Annotated in this window: 15 protein-coding genes; 11 read left to right on the top strand and 4 right to left on the bottom strand. The window is 60.4% G+C overall.

Features of this window, described 5'->3' with window-relative positions; genetic code table 11:
- The first annotated feature begins 12 nt into the window (after positions 1 to 12).
- The 4 genes from speA (at position 13) to EAH74_RS28490 (ending at position 5,161) form a co-directional block, all read left to right on the top strand.
- On the top strand, positions 13 to 1,926 hold the full coding sequence (gene speA, locus EAH74_RS28475; protein ID WP_008153741.1) for an arginine decarboxylase: 1,914 nt from the start codon (positions 13 to 15) through the stop codon (positions 1,924 to 1,926).
- Between the two features lie 233 nt (positions 1,927 to 2,159).
- The gene (locus EAH74_RS28480; RefSeq protein ID WP_140683164.1) at positions 2,160 to 3,488 is read left to right on the top strand and encodes a contractile injection system protein, VgrG/Pvc8 family; all 1,329 of its coding nucleotides are present in this window, start codon (positions 2,160 to 2,162) and stop codon (positions 3,486 to 3,488) included.
- Positions 3,485 to 4,267 (top strand): DUF4123 domain-containing protein, encoded by a 783-nt coding sequence (locus EAH74_RS28485; protein WP_140683167.1) that lies wholly within the window; start codon positions 3,485 to 3,487, stop codon positions 4,265 to 4,267. The genes EAH74_RS28480 and EAH74_RS28485 overlap by 4 nt, the downstream gene beginning before the upstream one ends.
- Before the next feature lie 18 nt (positions 4,268 to 4,285).
- A complete protein-coding gene (locus tag EAH74_RS28490; RefSeq protein ID WP_140683170.1) occupies positions 4,286 to 5,161 on the top strand; it encodes an alpha/beta hydrolase in 876 nt (291 codons plus the stop codon).
- Here EAH74_RS28490 and EAH74_RS28495 read toward each other — a convergent pair.
- The gene (locus EAH74_RS28495) at positions 5,155 to 6,504 is read right to left on the bottom strand and encodes an MATE family efflux transporter (protein WP_140683173.1); all 1,350 of its coding nucleotides are present in this window, start codon (positions 6,502 to 6,504) and stop codon (positions 5,155 to 5,157) included. The two genes, EAH74_RS28490 and EAH74_RS28495, sit on opposite strands and share 7 nt — an antisense overlap.
- Positions 6,505 to 6,666: 162 nt before the next feature.
- Positions 6,667 to 6,960, bottom strand: a complete 294-nt coding sequence (locus EAH74_RS28500) for a hypothetical protein (RefSeq protein ID WP_140683176.1) — start codon at positions 6,958 to 6,960, stop codon at positions 6,667 to 6,669.
- Positions 6,961 to 7,155: 195 nt separating this feature from the next.
- On the opposite strand from EAH74_RS28500, the gene EAH74_RS28505 reads away from it, so the two are divergent.
- The 5 genes from EAH74_RS28505 (at position 7,156) to EAH74_RS28525 (ending at position 11,542) form a co-directional block, all read left to right on the top strand.
- On the top strand, positions 7,156 to 7,458 hold the full coding sequence (locus tag EAH74_RS28505) for a MazG-like family protein (protein WP_129438809.1): 303 nt from the start codon (positions 7,156 to 7,158) through the stop codon (positions 7,456 to 7,458).
- The gene (locus EAH74_RS28510; RefSeq protein ID WP_008153735.1) at positions 7,458 to 8,207 is read left to right on the top strand and encodes a methyltransferase; all 750 of its coding nucleotides are present in this window, start codon (positions 7,458 to 7,460) and stop codon (positions 8,205 to 8,207) included. The genes EAH74_RS28505 and EAH74_RS28510 overlap by 1 nt, the downstream gene beginning before the upstream one ends.
- Positions 8,208 to 8,219: 12 nt before the next feature.
- On the top strand, positions 8,220 to 8,834 hold the full coding sequence (locus EAH74_RS28515; protein ID WP_140683179.1) for a DUF4136 domain-containing protein: 615 nt from the start codon (positions 8,220 to 8,222) through the stop codon (positions 8,832 to 8,834).
- A 54-nt stretch (positions 8,835 to 8,888) separates the two neighbouring features.
- Positions 8,889 to 9,446 (top strand): DUF4136 domain-containing protein, encoded by a 558-nt coding sequence (locus tag EAH74_RS28520; RefSeq protein ID WP_140683182.1) that lies wholly within the window; start codon positions 8,889 to 8,891, stop codon positions 9,444 to 9,446.
- Between the two features lie 113 nt (positions 9,447 to 9,559).
- Positions 9,560 to 11,542 carry a pilus assembly protein TadG-related protein gene (locus EAH74_RS28525; protein ID WP_140683185.1) on the top strand — a complete coding sequence of 661 codons (1,983 nt, stop codon included), beginning with the start codon at positions 9,560 to 9,562 and terminating at the stop codon, positions 11,540 to 11,542.
- Here the strand turns inward: EAH74_RS28525 and EAH74_RS28530 are convergent.
- Both EAH74_RS28530 and EAH74_RS28535 read right to left on the bottom strand, forming a co-directional pair.
- Complete coding sequence (locus EAH74_RS28530; protein ID WP_140683187.1) at positions 11,512 to 14,265, bottom strand: PAS domain-containing sensor histidine kinase; 2,754 nt, start codon at positions 14,263 to 14,265, stop codon at positions 11,512 to 11,514. The two genes, EAH74_RS28525 and EAH74_RS28530, sit on opposite strands and share 31 nt — an antisense overlap.
- Complete coding sequence (locus EAH74_RS28535; RefSeq protein ID WP_140683190.1) at positions 14,262 to 14,702, bottom strand: TadE/TadG family type IV pilus assembly protein; 441 nt, start codon at positions 14,700 to 14,702, stop codon at positions 14,262 to 14,264. The genes EAH74_RS28530 and EAH74_RS28535 overlap by 4 nt, the downstream gene beginning before the upstream one ends.
- A 75-nt stretch (positions 14,703 to 14,777) precedes the next feature.
- Between EAH74_RS28535 and EAH74_RS28540 the strand changes: the two genes are divergently transcribed.
- Both EAH74_RS28540 and EAH74_RS28545 read left to right on the top strand, forming a co-directional pair.
- Entirely contained in the window at positions 14,778 to 15,248 is a 471-nt protein-coding gene (locus EAH74_RS28540) for a prepilin peptidase (protein ID WP_008156575.1), read from the top strand.
- Between the two features lie 113 nt (positions 15,249 to 15,361).
- Positions 15,362 to 16,141, top strand: coding sequence for a response regulator transcription factor (locus EAH74_RS28545; RefSeq protein WP_140683193.1), 780 nt, complete (start codon positions 15,362 to 15,364; stop codon positions 16,139 to 16,141).
- Positions 16,142 to 16,201 lie beyond the last annotated feature (60 nt).

Consider the following 16,201-nt stretch of genomic DNA (forward strand, 5'->3'; position numbering starts at 1 on the left):
TAGGGGACTTCAATGTCCGTACGACGCACACGCAAAGACGATGGCAGCCAATGGACAGTTGCGGACAGCCGCAGTGTTTACGGGATTCGCCATTGGGGGGCCGGGTACTTCGCGATCAATGACGCCGGTCGCGTCGAAGTTCGTCCGAACGGTCCGACCAGTTCGCCTATCGACCTGTTCGAGCAAGTCGACCAGCTGCGTAAAAGCGGCCTGTCCTTGCCGCTGCTGGTGCGTTTCCCTGACATTCTGCAAGACCGCGTGCGTCAGCTGACCGGCGCGTTCGACGCCAACATCGAGCGTCTGGAATACCAGAGCAAGTACACCGCGCTGTACCCGATCAAGGTTAACCAGCAAGAAGCGGTGATCGAGAACATCATTGCGACCCAGGACGTGTCCATTGGTCTTGAAGCCGGCTCCAAGCCTGAGCTGCTGGCCGTGCTGGCCCTGGCGCCGAAGGGCGGCACCATCGTCTGCAACGGCTACAAGGACCGCGAATTCATTCGTCTGGCGCTGATGGGCCAAAAGCTCGGCCACAACGTGTTCATCGTGATCGAGAAAGAATCCGAAGTCGGCCTGGTGATCGAAGAAGCCGCCTCGCTCAAGGTCAAGCCTCAGGTTGGTTTGCGCGTGCGTCTGTCGTCCCTGGCGTCGAGCAAATGGGCCGACACCGGTGGCGAGAAATCCAAGTTCGGTCTGTCGGCGGCGCAACTGCTGTCGGTGGTCGAGCGTTTCCGCGCGGCGGGCCTGGATCAGGGCATTCGCCTGTTGCACTTCCACATGGGCTCGCAGATCGCCAACCTGGCGGACTACCAGCACGGTTTCAAGGAAGCGATTCGTTACTACGGCGAACTGCGCAACCTGGGCCTGCCGGTAGATCACATCGACGTCGGTGGCGGTTTGGGCGTGGACTACGACGGTACGCACTCGCGCAACGCCAGCTCGATCAACTACGACATGGACGATTACGCCGGTGTCGTGGTCGGGATGCTCAAGGAATTCTGCGACGCGCAGAACCTGCCGCACCCGAACATCTTCTCCGAAAGCGGCCGTTCCCTGACCGCTCACCACGCGATGCTCGTGGTGCAAGTGACCGACGTCGAGAAGCACAACGACGACGTGCCGCAGATCGATAACAAGGAAGAACTGCCGGAAACCGTGCAGTGGCTGGTTGACCTGCTGGGCCCGACCGACATCGAGATGGTTACCGAAACCTACTGGCGCGCCACTCACTACATGAGCGACATCGCGACCCAGTACGCCGATGGCAAGTTGACCCTGGCCGAGAAAGCCCTGGCCGAGCAATGCTACTTCGCGGTGTGCCGTCGCCTGCACAACTCGTTGAAGGCTCGTCAGCGTTCGCACCGTCAGGTGCTCGACGAACTCAACGACAAGCTGGCCGACAAGTACATCTGCAACTTCTCGGTATTCCAGAGCCTGCCGGACACTTGGGCCATCGGCCAGGTCCTGCCGATCCTGCCGCTGCACCGTCTCGACGAAGAGCCGCTGCGCCGTGCCGTGCTGCAAGACCTGACTTGCGACTCCGACGGCAAGATCAAGCAATACGTCGACGAGCAGAGCATCGAAACCAGCCTGCCGGTTCACGGTTTGAACGACGGTGAAGACTACCTGCTGGGTATCTTCCTGGTCGGCGCCTACCAGGAAATTCTCGGCGACATGCACAACCTGTTCGGTGACACCGACTCGGTGAACATCTATCAGAACGCTGATGGCAGCGTGTACCACGCGGGTATCGAAACCCACGACACTATCGAAGACATGCTGCGTTACGTGCACTTGTCGCCGGAAGAGTTGATGACCCACTACCGCGACAAATGCGCCAGTGCCCGCATCACCGCCGCCGAGCGTACCCAATTCCTCGACGCGCTGCGTCTGGGTCTGACCCGTTCCTCTTACCTGTCTTCTTGAGGTAAGGCACCGCTCTCATCAGGTTGTCTGAAAATGTTCCGCACGTAGCGGAAATTTCAGATGACTTGGTGGGATGCCTCTCTGATTTCACGCGAAATGACTTACATTCTTGACCATCCAAGCGATGTGGTCTTCTTTTCGCGTAGGTCATTTCCTAAGTTGTACTTCGGCACTCTACTCGGCCAACTCTCTCGGAGAGAATCCCCGACCGCCCCTCCTGTAGAGAATCGCCGATGTTCAATCCAGTCAACGAGCCGTCATTTCGTCTGGATGTAGAGGGTCTGCCCGACCCCTTTGAGGTCTTGGCCTTTACCGGTAGAGAAGCCATCAGCGAGCCTTTTGTGTTCGACGTGGATCTGCTGATCGATGACCCGACACTCGACCTTGCAAGCCTGCTGTACCGTCCGGCCTTTTTGCATGTCGGGCCTGCGGGAAACGGCTTCCACGGACAATTGCATGAACTCGTCCAGCGTGACCATGACTTGGCTGTCAGGCTCTGTCGCGTACGTCTGGGGCCGAAGCTGGCGTGCCTTTCCCTGCGCTTCAGTCAGCGAATTTTCAGTGCGCGCTCGGTGCCGCAAATCCTCAGTCAGGTGCTCAAGGAGCACGGTATTGCCGGCAAGAGTCGGCGCTTTGAGCTGAGTGGCGATTACCCTGCCCGTAAATTCTGTACGCAGTACCGGGAATCAGACCTGCAATTTATCCAGCGTCTGTGTGCCCAGGAACGGCTTCACTACCACTTCGAACACGGCGAGCGCGGGCATTGCGTGGTTTTCGGCGATGGTCAGGGGCGCTTTCGTTTCGGCGAGAGCGCGGTCTTCCAGGCCGAGAGCGAGCAATCGGCCGTGCGTCAGTTCAAGCTTCTGGGGTGCGCAGGGCAACGAACCGCGCCGATCGCCGAAGGTCGGACGGACCTGACGGCGCTGCGCAGCGGTCAGTTGATGCCGCTGTCCGGTCATCCGATTGCCGACTGGAATCATCTCTGGCTGCTGACCCATGTGGAGCATCAGGGCCGCCAGGATTCAACGGCGTCCTACAGCAACCAGATCCGCGCGATTCACTGGCAGGTGCCTTTTGTAGCGCCTCATTGCGCAGTGACACCCAGGATGCACAGCCTGCAACGGGCCTGGGTGGTCAACATTGATGAGTCATGCCCCGATCCGTCCAGACCGGTTGCCGTGCAATTTGACTGGCTCTATCAGGGCGAGGGCGCGGTGCCCAGCCACAGTTGGCTGCCGGTGGCCGCTGAACTGGGCGACGCGGCAGTCACGCAGTTGAGTGAGGGCGTCGAGGTGGTGGTGAGTTTTATCGAGGGGGATCCGGATCAGCCACTGATTACCGGGTTTCTTCACGTCCCTTCGTCCGTTGAAGAGGCTGAGGAGGTCGACCCTCCGCGCACATCCGCGACAGATGATGTCGAGGGCTTGCTGGCGCTTCTGCAATCGAGCGAACCATTGATGCTGCTATGTCTGCTGCCCGGTGGCGGCAGTTTCAACCATTGCACGCAGACCCTCTGCACCTGCCGGGCGGCGAAGCGGTTTGGCCAGAGCAGTTCGGCATGAACGTCGCGACCCCGCAATGGCTATTGCTGGACGTACCGGGTGCGCCACAGGCGGGGGCGATGCTGCAACAGCAGTTTGCGCATGCCCGGTGGTTCTGGTTGTTCGAAGGCACTGAGTGGCATGCGTTGCGTGAACACGGCCCGGCCCTGATCGACCTTCGGACATGCCCAATGCTGGCCGGGTTGTGCCACAGCGAAGTGCCCCTCTGGCGCGGCTTGCTGATGGCCAGCGAGGCGCCTTCGCCTCTGTTGCTGGAGCATTTGCGTCGCATGCTCACGGTCACGCTCGGTCTGCATCACCGAGCCTTGTTGAGTTACTACAACCCGCAAACGGCCAGTTATTTGTTCGATGCCTGCGATGCGCAGGAGCTGAGTCGCTGGCTGGGTCCCATCAGCCATTTGCGTTGGTTCGGCGGGACGTGGGCCGACCGCGCGATCGGCAGTCAGGGCTGGCAGCAGTTGGTCAATCCGGGGCTTGCCGTCAGCCCGTTGGCGATTGAAGAAAACCTCAGTCCTCGTCAGCAGGAAAAACTGCAAACCTGCCTGCTGGAGCAGCATGCCTGGCACTGGAGTCGATCCACCGGGACTGACTACAACACGTTGTGGTCCCACGTGCAGGAAGGGCTGGCGCTGGATTTTACCGAGCGCCCGGTACTCGATGACTGGTTATGGCTACGCTTGCAGTACCCCGGCGCTTTGCCTGGGCACGCATTGCCGGGGCTCACCCAGCAGGAGCGTCTCGATAGCCTGCGCAACCGGTGGCAGAACGATCAGCCCTGAGCACGAGGTTCAACATCGATGGCGAGCACCACACGGCGGTTGTTCAGCCTGATGATCGGCGGCGTAATGCTGGCTGTGATGACGGCGTGCTCGCCGCTGAAGTTGCTCAATGCGCTGACCCCCGACGCAACCTGCGACAAGACCGAGGGCATTACCTATGGCCCTGATCCGCGGCAAAAACTCGATGTGTATGTGCCGCGCCCTTCCATGAAAAACGCCCCGGTGGTGGTGTTTTTCTACGGCGGCAGCTGGAACAGCGGTTCACGCAGCGATTACGCTTTTGTCGGCGAGGCCTTGGCGTCCCGGGGAATTATTGCGGTGCTGGCGGACTATCGGTTGTATCCGCAGGTGCGTTATCCGCTGTTCCTTGAAGATGGCGCCCGGGCCGTGGCCTGGACCCATGAACACATTCGTCAATATTCCGGAAACCCGCAGCGGTTGTACCTGATGGGCCACAGTTCCGGGGCCTACAACGTCGCGATGCTGGCGCTGGACCCCGGGTTGCTGGGGGCGGTGGGCCTGTCGCCGCACAACCTCAGCGGCTGGATCGGCCTGGCCGGGCCTTATGATTTTCTGCCGATCAAGAATCCGCAGGTGCGCCCGGTGTTTTTCTGGCCGGATTCACCACCCCGGTCACAGCCGATCAATCATGTCAGTCGTGGCGCGCCGCCGGCCTTGTTGATCGCGGCGAGCGACGATGAGCTGGTCAACCCGGCGCGTAACACCGGTGGTCTGGCGCGCAAACTGCGCGAGGCGGGCGTGCCGGTGCAGGACCTGTATTTCTCGCGCACCAGCCACGCCACGTTGGTGGCGACACTGTCCCGGCCGATGCGCGGTTTGGCGCCGGTGCTGGATGTGGTCACGGCCTTCGTCAAAGCCACGCCGACTCAGTGAGCTTTGCCTGCGAACCAGCCGTCGTTTTTGTGCAGGTACCAGGCAAACGCGCCGAGTGTCAGGCTGCGCAGCAACATGAACAGTAGAAAGGTTATCCACAGGCCATGGTTGCCCAAACCTTGCAGCGCCCAAGCGAACGGCAGCAACAAAATCACCGTCAGTAGCATGCCGTTGCGCATTTCCCGGGCACGGGTGGCACCGATAAACAACCCGTCGAGCAGGTAACTCCAGACCGCGATCAGCGGCAGCGCGGCGAGGTAGGGCAGGTAGATGAACGCCGTGTCGCGCACGCTCTGAATGTTGGTCTGCATCTCGATAAACAGATGCCCGGCGAACAGGAACAACACAGCAAAGCCCAGACTCGCCAGCAACGACCAACCGCAGGCCACCACCAATGAGCGGCGCAGGGCCTCTCGATCACGAGCACCAATGGCATGCCCACAAAGGGCTTCCACCGCGTGGGCCAGGCCGTCCAGCGCATGGGCGGTCAGCAGCAGTCCATTGAGCAGCAGCGCGTTGGCGGCGACGGTGGCATCACCCAGTCGCGCGCCTTGCACGGTGATCAGGAAAAACACCGATTGCAGCGCCAGGCTGCGGATGAAAATGTCGCGGTTGACCGCCAATAGCGGTCGCCAGCTCTGCCACAGCGCCAGCGCTGCCCAGGCGATGTGGCCGGGATAGGCGCGCAGGGCATTGCGGGTCATCAGCAGGCCGATCAGCGCGCCGGTCCACTCGGCGATGACCGACGCCCGGGCCGCACCGACCACCCCCCACTCCAGTCCGAGGACGAACCACAGGTTCAGCGCGATATTCACCAGGTTGGTGCTCAGCAGAATGGCCAGCGGCGCCCGGGCGTTCTGAGTGCCGAGGAACCAGCCGACCAGCGCATAACTGGCCAGCGCCGCCGGCAGACCGAACAGGCGCGTATGGAAAAACTCGCGGGTCAGCTGATCCAGCTCCGCCGACGGCTGCATGAAATGCAGCGCAACCCCGCTCAACGGCACACCCAGTGTTCCCAGGACAATGGCCAGGCCCATGGCCAACAACAAACCCTGCAGCAAAATCTGCCGCAAGGCCGCGCCGTCCCCACGCCCGGCGGCCTGTGCGGCGAACCCGGTGGTGCCCATGCGCAGAAAACCCATGGCCCAGGCGAGAAAGGTATACAGGCTGGCCCCGACCGCGACGGCGCCCAACTGATGGGCGTGGGGCAAGTGGCCGATGACGGTACTGTCGACCAATGCCACCAGCGGTACGGAAATGTTCGAGAGAATCATCGGCGCGGCGAGCGCCCAGACTCGACGATGGGTAGGGCGGTCGCGCCAGTCGGCGATCAGGTTGGACATGCAGGCTCCTTGGGGGAGCGGCATTGTAGCGACACATTTAATCCAATGTGGGAGCGAGCCTGCTCGCGAAAACGGACTGTCAGTCACATAAATACTGGATGTGCTGCCGCCTTCGCGAGCAGGCTCGCTCCCACAGGGGTGGGATGGGTGGGATGGGTGGTATTAGTGGATTATCCAGCTCAACAGCCAAAGCCCCAGCAGCATCCAGATAATCCCCATGATGATCGACGCATTCATGAACGCCCGAATCGCCGACCACAACAGCATCAGCCCCAAAACCAGCGCAATGATGCTGATGATCGACGCGTCCATGCCCAGCGCACGGGACAGCCCTTCGACAAAGTTGCTGCCCGCGTGGCTCAACAGATTGAACAAGCCGCTGAGGCCGTCAACGATGAAACGGATAACCGAACCGAGTGCCTGGCCGAGCCATTCGAAAAAACTTTCTACCTGCATGTAGTGAACGTCCTTGATGAAAGTGGTGGCGTGGTTGCCGGACTTGAGCCTTGGGCTATCGAGCAGGGTGCCGAGTTCCCGTAGGAGCTGCCGCAGGCTGCGATCTTTTGATTATGGTGCAAAGATCCGCGCCGCACCGAGACGCTTGCCTTCCCCCGTCATCCCCCCGAAGCTATACGCCTTCAGGAGAGCCCGATGAACCTTGTTGAACTGACCGAACGCCTGCACGCCATCCGTGACCGCAATGACTGGCGGCAATTTCACAGCCCGAAAAACCTGGCCATGGCCGCGAGCGTGGAAATGTCCGAGCTGGTGGAGATTTTCCAGTGGCTGACCGAAGACCAGTCGCGCCAGTTGCCGGCGGACACACTGGCCCATGCCGGGCAGGAAATCGGCGACATCGTGCTCTATCTACTGCTGCTGTGCAGCGAGTTGGGGTTGGACATGAATGAAGTGGTGCGCAGCAAACTCGCAGACAGCGAACGGAGGTTCAGCTGATGAGCGACCGTCATTTCGATCAATTGGCGACCCGCTTCGCCGAAAAAATCTACGGCGGTGCCAAAGGCGCGATCCGTCTGGCGGTGCTTCAGGCCGACCTGGCCGAAACCCTGCCGGACCGGCCGTTGCGCGTACTGGACATCGGCGCCGGCCTGGGCCACATGTCGTTGTGGCTGGCCCAGCGTGGTCATGAGGTCACGCTGGCCGAACCCGCCGAGCCGATGCTCGAAGGCGCCCGCCAACGCTTTGCCGACGCCGGGCAAACAGCGACGTTCATTCAGGCGCCGTGGCAGGATCTGCTCGGCCAACTCACCGAGCCCTACGACCTGGTGCTGTGCCACGCGGTGCTGGAATGGCTGGCCGAACCTCACGCGATCCTGCCGGTACTGCATCAATTGACCAAACCAGATGGCTGGTTGTCCCTGGCCTTCTACAACCGCGATGCGTTGATCTATCGCAACCTGCTCAAAGGCCACTTCCGCAAGATGCGCAAGAACGACATGGCCGGCGAAAAGCAAAGCCTCACTCCGCAGCAGCCCCTTGATCCACGGGAACTGGCGGCGCAACTTGAAGGAATGTGGCAGGTCGAAACCCAGAGCGGGGTGCGGGTTTTTCACGACTACATGCCAGTGGAATTCCAGGCTCGCGCCGAACTGGTGGACTTGCTGGAAATGGAACTGGCCCACCGTCGTCACCCAAGCTTTGCCGGGCTTGGGCGCTACTTGCACTGGATCTGTCGGCCGGTCTGATCGGAGCGCGAAATGAACAGTCGTTCGGGGTTATTGGTGGTCTGTCTCGGGTTGGCGGCCTGCCAGGGCAGTAACCCTTATGTGGCGTCATCCACCCCCTTGCCCCCCGCGCCGCCTCAGGCGGCCAACACCTTTGACCGCAGCGCCTACCCGGCCGCGCCGCGCGACTACGGGCGTTACCGCAGCTGGGCCTGGCTCAACGGGCAGCTGCCGCCGGGCAGCGCCTGGGCGGATTCGGCGCAGGTCGCCGAAGCCGTCAGCAATGCGCTCGATCAACGTGGCTTGCGCCCGCTGCACGATAACCGCCCGGCCGACCTGTTTGTCAGCGCCGACCTGCACCTGGAAACCCGCCTGCGTCAGGTTCGGGACGACTATGGTTATTACGGCGGCGGTTATGGCGGTTACAACCGCTACGGCAGCGGTTACGGGATGTACAACACCGTGCCGATCATTCGGACTTATCAGGAACAGGTCGTGGTGGTGCGGGTTGATTTGTTTGACGCTCACAGCGGTCAACCGGTGTGGAGTGCCAGCGCCGAAACCAGCAATCGCGGCAGCCAGAGTGAGCGTGCCGATGCGATACGGGAGGCTGTAGAAAAGGCGATGTCGGCGTATCCTCCTAGTTAGCTTCTGTCGTTAAGAAGCATTGCGCAGGTTCACGTCTTCAACCGGAGAACTACCATGTTCCGCCGTCTCGTTTTACTGGCTGTGGCCGTGCTGCTCAGTGCCTGCGCTGGCAACCAGGTCAATCATGACTTCGATGCCAGCCGCGACTTCGCCGCCTATCGCAGCTGGAGCTGGAAAGAACCCGCCCTGCAATATCGGCCCGATGACCCACGGATCAAGAGCGACCTGACTGAGCAACGCATCCGCCAATCGGTAACCGATCAGCTGGATCAACGTGGCCTGCGTCCGGCTGCGGGTGGCCAAAAGGGCGATTTGAGCGTGCAGACCTATCTGATCGTCGAACAGCGTCAGCAACAAGTCACCACCAACTACGGCGGCACTTGGGGTAATCCATGGAACGGCTACTGGGGCGGCCCGATGTACAACGAAACCCGTAATGTCAGCTACAAAGTGGCGATCATCCAGATCGACCTGCTTGATGGCAAGGACGGCAAACTGGTGTGGCGCGGCAGTGACGAGCAGATACTCAGCCGCACACCGAACCCGTCGGATCGCAGCACGGCGATACGCGAAACAGTCGGGCGAATTCTCGCCAACTATCCACCGAAATAAACAGCTGGAAGATCTTTTGCTTGTGATCTGCGAGCAGCCCGGGAAAGCGCCAACTACACTGCTGTTCACCCATGGAGGTAGTCCTCGGCTGTGCACCGGCAAAGGAGTGCGCGATGTCTCCCCGTTTGCAGTTTCGCAGCCCGTCCCGGCAACGGGGGGCGATCGGTTTGATGGCGGCGCTGACATTGGGCATGGCTCTGGTGTTCTTGCTGATCGTGGTCGACAGCGGTCGTTTGTACCTGGAAAAACGTGACCTGCAACGCGTAGCAGATATGGCCGCACTCGAAGCCTCCACCCGAAGTGGTGATTGCGCCGCTGGCAACACCGCCACCGTCTATGCCACCGCCAGCGCAAACCGTAACGGCTTTACCCTTCCTGACCCCACTCGCAATCTGTTGGTCGCTTGCGGTGCCTTGACCCTGGATGCCAATAACCTTCGAGTATTTGGCGCCGACCCGAGCAAGAGCGAAGCCATTCGGGTGATCGCCAGCCATTCGGTCCAACAGAGTTTCGCCGGCGGTGTCGGCGCCCTGTTCGGTGGCGCTCCACGCGCGGCGACCATCAACCTGACGGCCAGCGCTGTCGCCGCATTACCGCCACCGCAGGCTTCGCTGACCCTGCGCAGCACGACGCTGAGCGTCGACACCAGCAAATCGGCCACGCTCAACGCGCTGTTCGGTGGTTTGCTCGGGGGCAACCTGAACATCAACGCAGCAGGCTGGAACGGACTGGTGAACACCAACATCAGCCTGCTCGGTTACCTCGATCGATTGAAGGTCGACCTCAACTTCAGCGCTGCCGGGTATGACCAGGTATTGGGCAATACGATTGCCGTCAGCCAGCTGATTCAGACCGCCGTCAATGTACTGGACCCCGGCGGCACACTCGGTGCGACCGCAACCATCGCCAGTCTTCAAGCGCTGAAGGTCGCGGCAGGTGCAACCACTGTCGTACTCGGCAACGTGCTGCACGTCGAGGCTGGCAGCACCGTGACGGCGCTGGGGACCAACCTGAAAGTGTTCGACCTGATCGAAGCAGTCGTGCAACTGGCCAACAAGAAAAACGGCCTGGTGGCGACCCTGCCGATCAACCTCGCGGGGCTCGCGCAAATCACTGCTCGGGTGCAGGTGCTGGAGCCTCCGCAGCTGTCGGCCATCGGCAATCCGAAAAACGCCGCGCTCGCGCCGTTGGGGCCCAACCGGATCTATGTGAAAACCGCTCAGGTTCGTACATTGCTGTCGATCGACTTGCCCATTCTGAGTGCGATTCAACCCTTGCTCGAGGCGGCGGCGGATCTTGCCGGACCGTTGACCAATATCTTGAACGCCTTGCTGAATCTCAATCTGGTCGGTGTCATTGACTCACTGACTTGCGCGCTCGGCGCGGCCTGTGAAACACCCTCGATCGTGCCACTTTCCACTACCGTAAAGCTCGATGTCGCACTGGACGTCGCGAGCGCCGCCAGTTACGTCACCGCCTACAGTTGCGTCAGCACCACCAACAAATCCCTGACCACCAATACCAGCACTTCACTGGTGACGCTGAAAATCGGCAAGATCGATCCGAACACGACTTTCGGCAGCAACACCACGCCGCCCGCCGTGGTGGTACAGCCGTTGAAGGTGATCGATATCGGGGTGAAAACCTGTCGCCGGTTCCTGATCCTTCCCGTCAGTTGTGACCCGCGGATCCCAAGCGTCGGCGGCGGCATCGATATCATGGCCGACACCACCGTGGCACAGAGCGCCAACATGCCGCACGTCTATTCCGCACCGCCGGCCACCAGCCTGCCGGAGATCAACCAGCCACCGTTCTACTATTCCTATTCCACCAGCAATATCGTCAGCAGCCTTACCGACACGGCGACCAATATCAAGGTCAACATGTACGGCCCGACGGGCAGTCTGGTCGGTGGTCTGGGGGCGATCCTCAGCACTGTCACGACATTGCTGGTCAACGTGATCAACAGCGTGCTCAGCCCATTACTCGACACCTTGATCAACACACTGCTGCTCAGCCTGGGGATCGATCTGAACAAGGTCGATGTCGGCGCCAACCTCAGTTGTCACTCAGGACGAGCGACGCTGGCAATCTGATCGTCGGCGGCAATCGGCAGTTCGATGCAAAACCGTGCGCCTTCGACCGAGTTTCTAACGCTCAGTTTTCCGCCCATGTTCTCGACGATGCCATAACTCACCGACAACCCGAGCCCGGTGCCGACACCCACGGGTTTGGTGGTGAAGAACGGCTCGAAGATCCGCTCCAGCAACCGCGGATCGATACCGCCGCCGTTGTCCTCGACCCACAGCCGCACCGAATACGCATCACGTTCGGCGTACACCGAGATCCACGGTTTGAACTCGCGGTCGGCCTCGCGTTTGCCGAGCAACGCATCCCGAGCGTTGACCATCAGATTGATCAACACCTGTTCGAGCTGATCGACGTAACCGCGCACTTGCACGTCAAACCCGGTCTCGTTGACCCGCAGATCGACCCCTTTGCCGCGCATCCCTTCGGCCAGCAGCGACAGCGTACCTTCGATGGCTTGCGCCGGATTAAACGGATGCTGCTCGATCTCCGAGCGGCGGCCAAATACCCGCATGTGATCCACCACCCGCGCGGCGCGCTGGACCTGTGCATCGATGCGGTTGAGCTTGTCGGTCAGGTAGTCGATTTGCGCATCACCGTTGCTCAGACGCTTGAGCACGTTGACGATGGCCATGCGCATCACATTCAACGGTTGATTGATTTCGTGGGCCAGCCCTGTGGCCATTTCACCGAGGGTGGCCATTTTTGCACTTTGGGTGAGCTGCTGCTGGGCGCGACGGACCTCGGTGTTGTCGCGCCCCACGGCCTGAATCTCCAGTAAATGGCCGTGCTCATCGAACACCCCGCGATCCGACCACACCCACCAGGCATGTTCCCGTCCCGGCAGTTGCAGGTTGATTTCCGCGGTGCTGACCGGGAATTCCGGGCTGAGTCGGCTGAGCCGCTGGAGAAACGCTTCGCGCTGTTCCGGCGACATCCAGCTGCCCAGATTCACCCCGGGCAGTTGCTCGGGCTGGCACTCCAGGTAAGTCGCCAGCGGGCGGTTGCCGAAGGTCAGGGTCAGGTCCGGGCGGTAGCGGCAGATCATCGCCGGAGAGTCTTCCACCAGGATCCGGTAGCGTTCTTCACTCTGTTTCACCTGTTCGGCGGCCAGGGTTGCTTCGGTGACGTCCAGCCACAGGCCGACGGCTTCCACCGGCAAACCAAGGTCGTCGCGCAGTAGCTTGGCTTCATCGAGTAGCCAGTGGTAATCGCCGCGACTGTCGCGCAGCCGATAGCGGGCGCGCACCGAACCTTCACGCAGCAAATGTCGGGTACGTTCGAAATACCGGTCGCGGTCCTCTGGATGCACCCTTTCAACCAAGGCTCCCGCCGCGCAATCAGCCAGTGTCCAGCCGAGCAGCGGCAGTAGGCTGTCACTGAAAAACGTCGGTTGCAGCGCACCTTCGACATAGCGCTGCACGTAGATCACCGCCGGTGAGCTGGCGATCAGGTTGTCCAGTCGGGCATGGGCCGCCGCGGCGTTTTGCTCCTGGTTTTTGATGTCGCTGATGTCGAGCATGAAGCCCACCAACCGCCGGCTTTTACCGATGCCCAGGACCTGACCCTGCAGGCGATACCAGTTCGGCGTTTGTGCCAAACGCACGCACAGCAGCAGCGGGGTGCCGTCGTCTTGCAAGGCTTGCAGACGACTGCTCAGCTCTTCCCGGTCGGCGGGGTGCACCCGATCGAGCCAGTCGTGCAGCGGCAAACGAGCGATCGTAAGGTTCAGGTTACTGGCCAACGACGGCGCCAATTGCACCTCGCGACTGTCGCTGAACACCTCCCACCATCCGGTGCCGAGCAAGGCTTGCAGCGACTCCAGCCGTTCCAGTTGCAGATGGTGCCGGTGCTCGCGCAAGCGCTCAAGCAACGGGCCTGCCAGCGCGGCGGTCAGTTGTAACCAGTCGCGATCATTCAGGTCGGGTGCCTGTTGCTGCACCGGATAAAGGCCACACAGCAACCAGGCGACCACACCCTGAGCATCGTGATAGGGCACTGCGAACCCTTCGGCATTACCGAAGATGCCTTGCAAGCGGGGATGTTCAGCGGGCGTCAGGCATTGCGGCGCAGAGCCGTTCAGACTGTCGAGCCCTGTGCCCAGGCGCTGAGCGTTTTGCCACAGTTGGGGCGCATCGAAGGCCGTGTAATGCTGGTGTATCTGCCAGCCTTTTTCCTGTTCATCGAGTAACGCCACCGCAATGCAGGGCATGTGGAAATGCTGGGCCAGGCCTTGCAACTGTTCCACCAACACCTCGGGCAGGCGCGTCAGGTTGCACCGGCGCAACTGTTCGCCGATCTGCGCTGCGAGTAATTGGCATTGCTCGCGGCTGCGTGATTGCCGGCGATCGAGCAACAAGTCGCCGATGTCCAGCAACTGCAACAACCAGGCATCGGCCAATGGCTGGACCCAGCCACGCAAGTGCAGGGGTTGTCCGTTGAGGCTGTAAAAGTCCAGGTCCAGACTCTGTCCCTGCCAGTCGACCGGCGAGCCTTCAACGGCGAGGCCGCTGTGGGGCATGAGGAAGTCGAGCAGGTGCGGTGTTTGCGCAGCGGGTGTCTGCTGGGCCAGTACATGCCGCAGCGGGCCGGTCAGGTGAATCACTCGACCTTCGGCATCCAGGTGCATCTGTAAACCGACACTTTGCACGCTCAGGGTGTCTGGGGTGTCTACTGGCTGAGGCGGATGGCGATTGAGCAGGCGCCCGAAGAGTTTGTCTGCGGAACTCAAAATTGCAGGCTCGAACTGACGGTGAGGGTGGCCGGCAGATTGGGCACTTGGCCAATTCCCGGCACGTTCAGAAACGGGATGACCTGCTGCAGTTTGCTGGTGGGGTAGTTGATGGTGACCTTCAACACCCCGCCCACGTAGGTGGCGCTGGCGTCGGTGGCGACGTTGAAATTCAGTGCGGCAGGAATCCAGGCCAGCTGTCGGCTCAGTTCTGTCGTGGCAACGGTTTTTACCGCGGTGTCGTATCCGGGGGTGCTCGGATCCAGCGCCACGCTTCGGCGCACCGCTTCGGCAGTCGACTGGGTGAACGATTGCATCAGCAACAGCGGCAAGCTGTAAGTGACGATTCCATAGAACACGGCGAAAAAGATGAGAAACACCAACGCGAATTCAATCGCTACAGCGCCTTTTTGCTTACGGGGGAGGCCTATCTTCATGACTGCGTCTACCCTGATATTCACGACGTGATATCAGCATAGAATCATTCAGCCAAAACGGACGTTTTTTACCGGATGCAGAGCTTTGTATTACTGATCTGGCTGACGCTATGCGCAGCACAGGATGCTCGAGAACGACACATCGCCAATGGCCTGACTCTTGGCGCAGCGGTGTTGGCGCTGGCGTATCTCCTGTGGACGGGCACTACCTGGCTGGGGGCCGAGGCGGTGCAGGGCGGCTGGGCTTTTTTGCTGGCGCTGGCCTTTACCTTGCCCGGTTATGCGCTGAGACGCTTGGGCGCAGGCGATGTGAAATTGATGACCGGCCTGGGACTTGCGACGGACGGCATGCACCTGCTTGGCGTGTTCATCGGTGCCGGATTGGCCAGTGTGCTGTGGCTGCTGCTGGCGCCAAGAGTCTGGCTTCATATGGGGCAAGGGCTTAGAAATCATCTTCGATATCTGGGGCCAGGAATGTCAAAGAAACAGCCCTTTGCACCCTTCGTATTGGTGGGCCTGTTGCTCACACTCGCCTGGTTTCACTAGTCGACTGTTCTATATACAGAGTCGGAAAGTACGTCTACTTTCAATTCAGAAGTTGTACAGCCTGTGGCTGTCAGTAAAGGAACGGTCAACGTTGACCTTGCAGGGAGTCGCACGTGAACAAGCTTTCTTCGGCAGTAAAAATCCTTGTGGTCGACGACCAGCCGTTGATTGCCGCAGAGCTTTGTGAGTTTCTTGAAGGCCGCGGTTACCGTTGCGTTCCTTGCGAGACTGGCAAACAGGCCGTCGAGCGTTTCAATGAAGACGAAGCGATCGGCCTGGTGCTTTGCGATTTGCACATGCCCGGTCTGGACGGGATTCAACTGGTTCAGGAGCTGCAACGGTTATCCGGCAAGCACCGTGTATTTGAAGCGATCATGCTCACTGGGCGCGCGGACAAGCAGGATGTGATCAAGGCTTTGCGGGCCGGGTTTGCCGATTACTACCAGAAGCCGATTAATCTGGGTGAGTTGCTCGAAGGGATTGCGCGTCAGGTAGTGGTTTTGCAGGAACGGCAGAAGAGTGTGCAGTTGGGGCATCTGGATCAGAAGCTGCAGTATTTGGCCGAGTCGATCGATGATCTGTATCAGGACCTGGATAAGGTTCGGCGTGGGCCGCGGTTATCGATTTCCACTGATGAGGATGTCATCGCTGTGGATCGGGTTGAGATTCCGGCGATTTTCAATCACCTATCGCCAAGGCAGTTGGAGGTGGCGCGGTTGGTGGGGAAGGGGCAGACGAATTATCAGATTGCCTGTGAGTTGGGGATTACCGAGAACACGGTGAAGCTTTATGTGTCGCAGGTTTTGCGGTTGACGCATATGCATAATCGGACGCAGTTGGCGCTGGCTTTGTTACCCAGTCATGGATTGCGTCAGGGGGTGACTGCGCATTAGGTTTTTTGTCTTTTTTTACAAGTGCCCGCACCGTTGCTCGCGCAACCGCCTGACAACAGT

The sequence above is a fragment of the Pseudomonas mandelii genome (assembly GCF_006438925.1).
Taxonomy (GTDB): domain Bacteria; phylum Pseudomonadota; class Gammaproteobacteria; order Pseudomonadales; family Pseudomonadaceae; genus Aquipseudomonas; species Aquipseudomonas mandelii_C.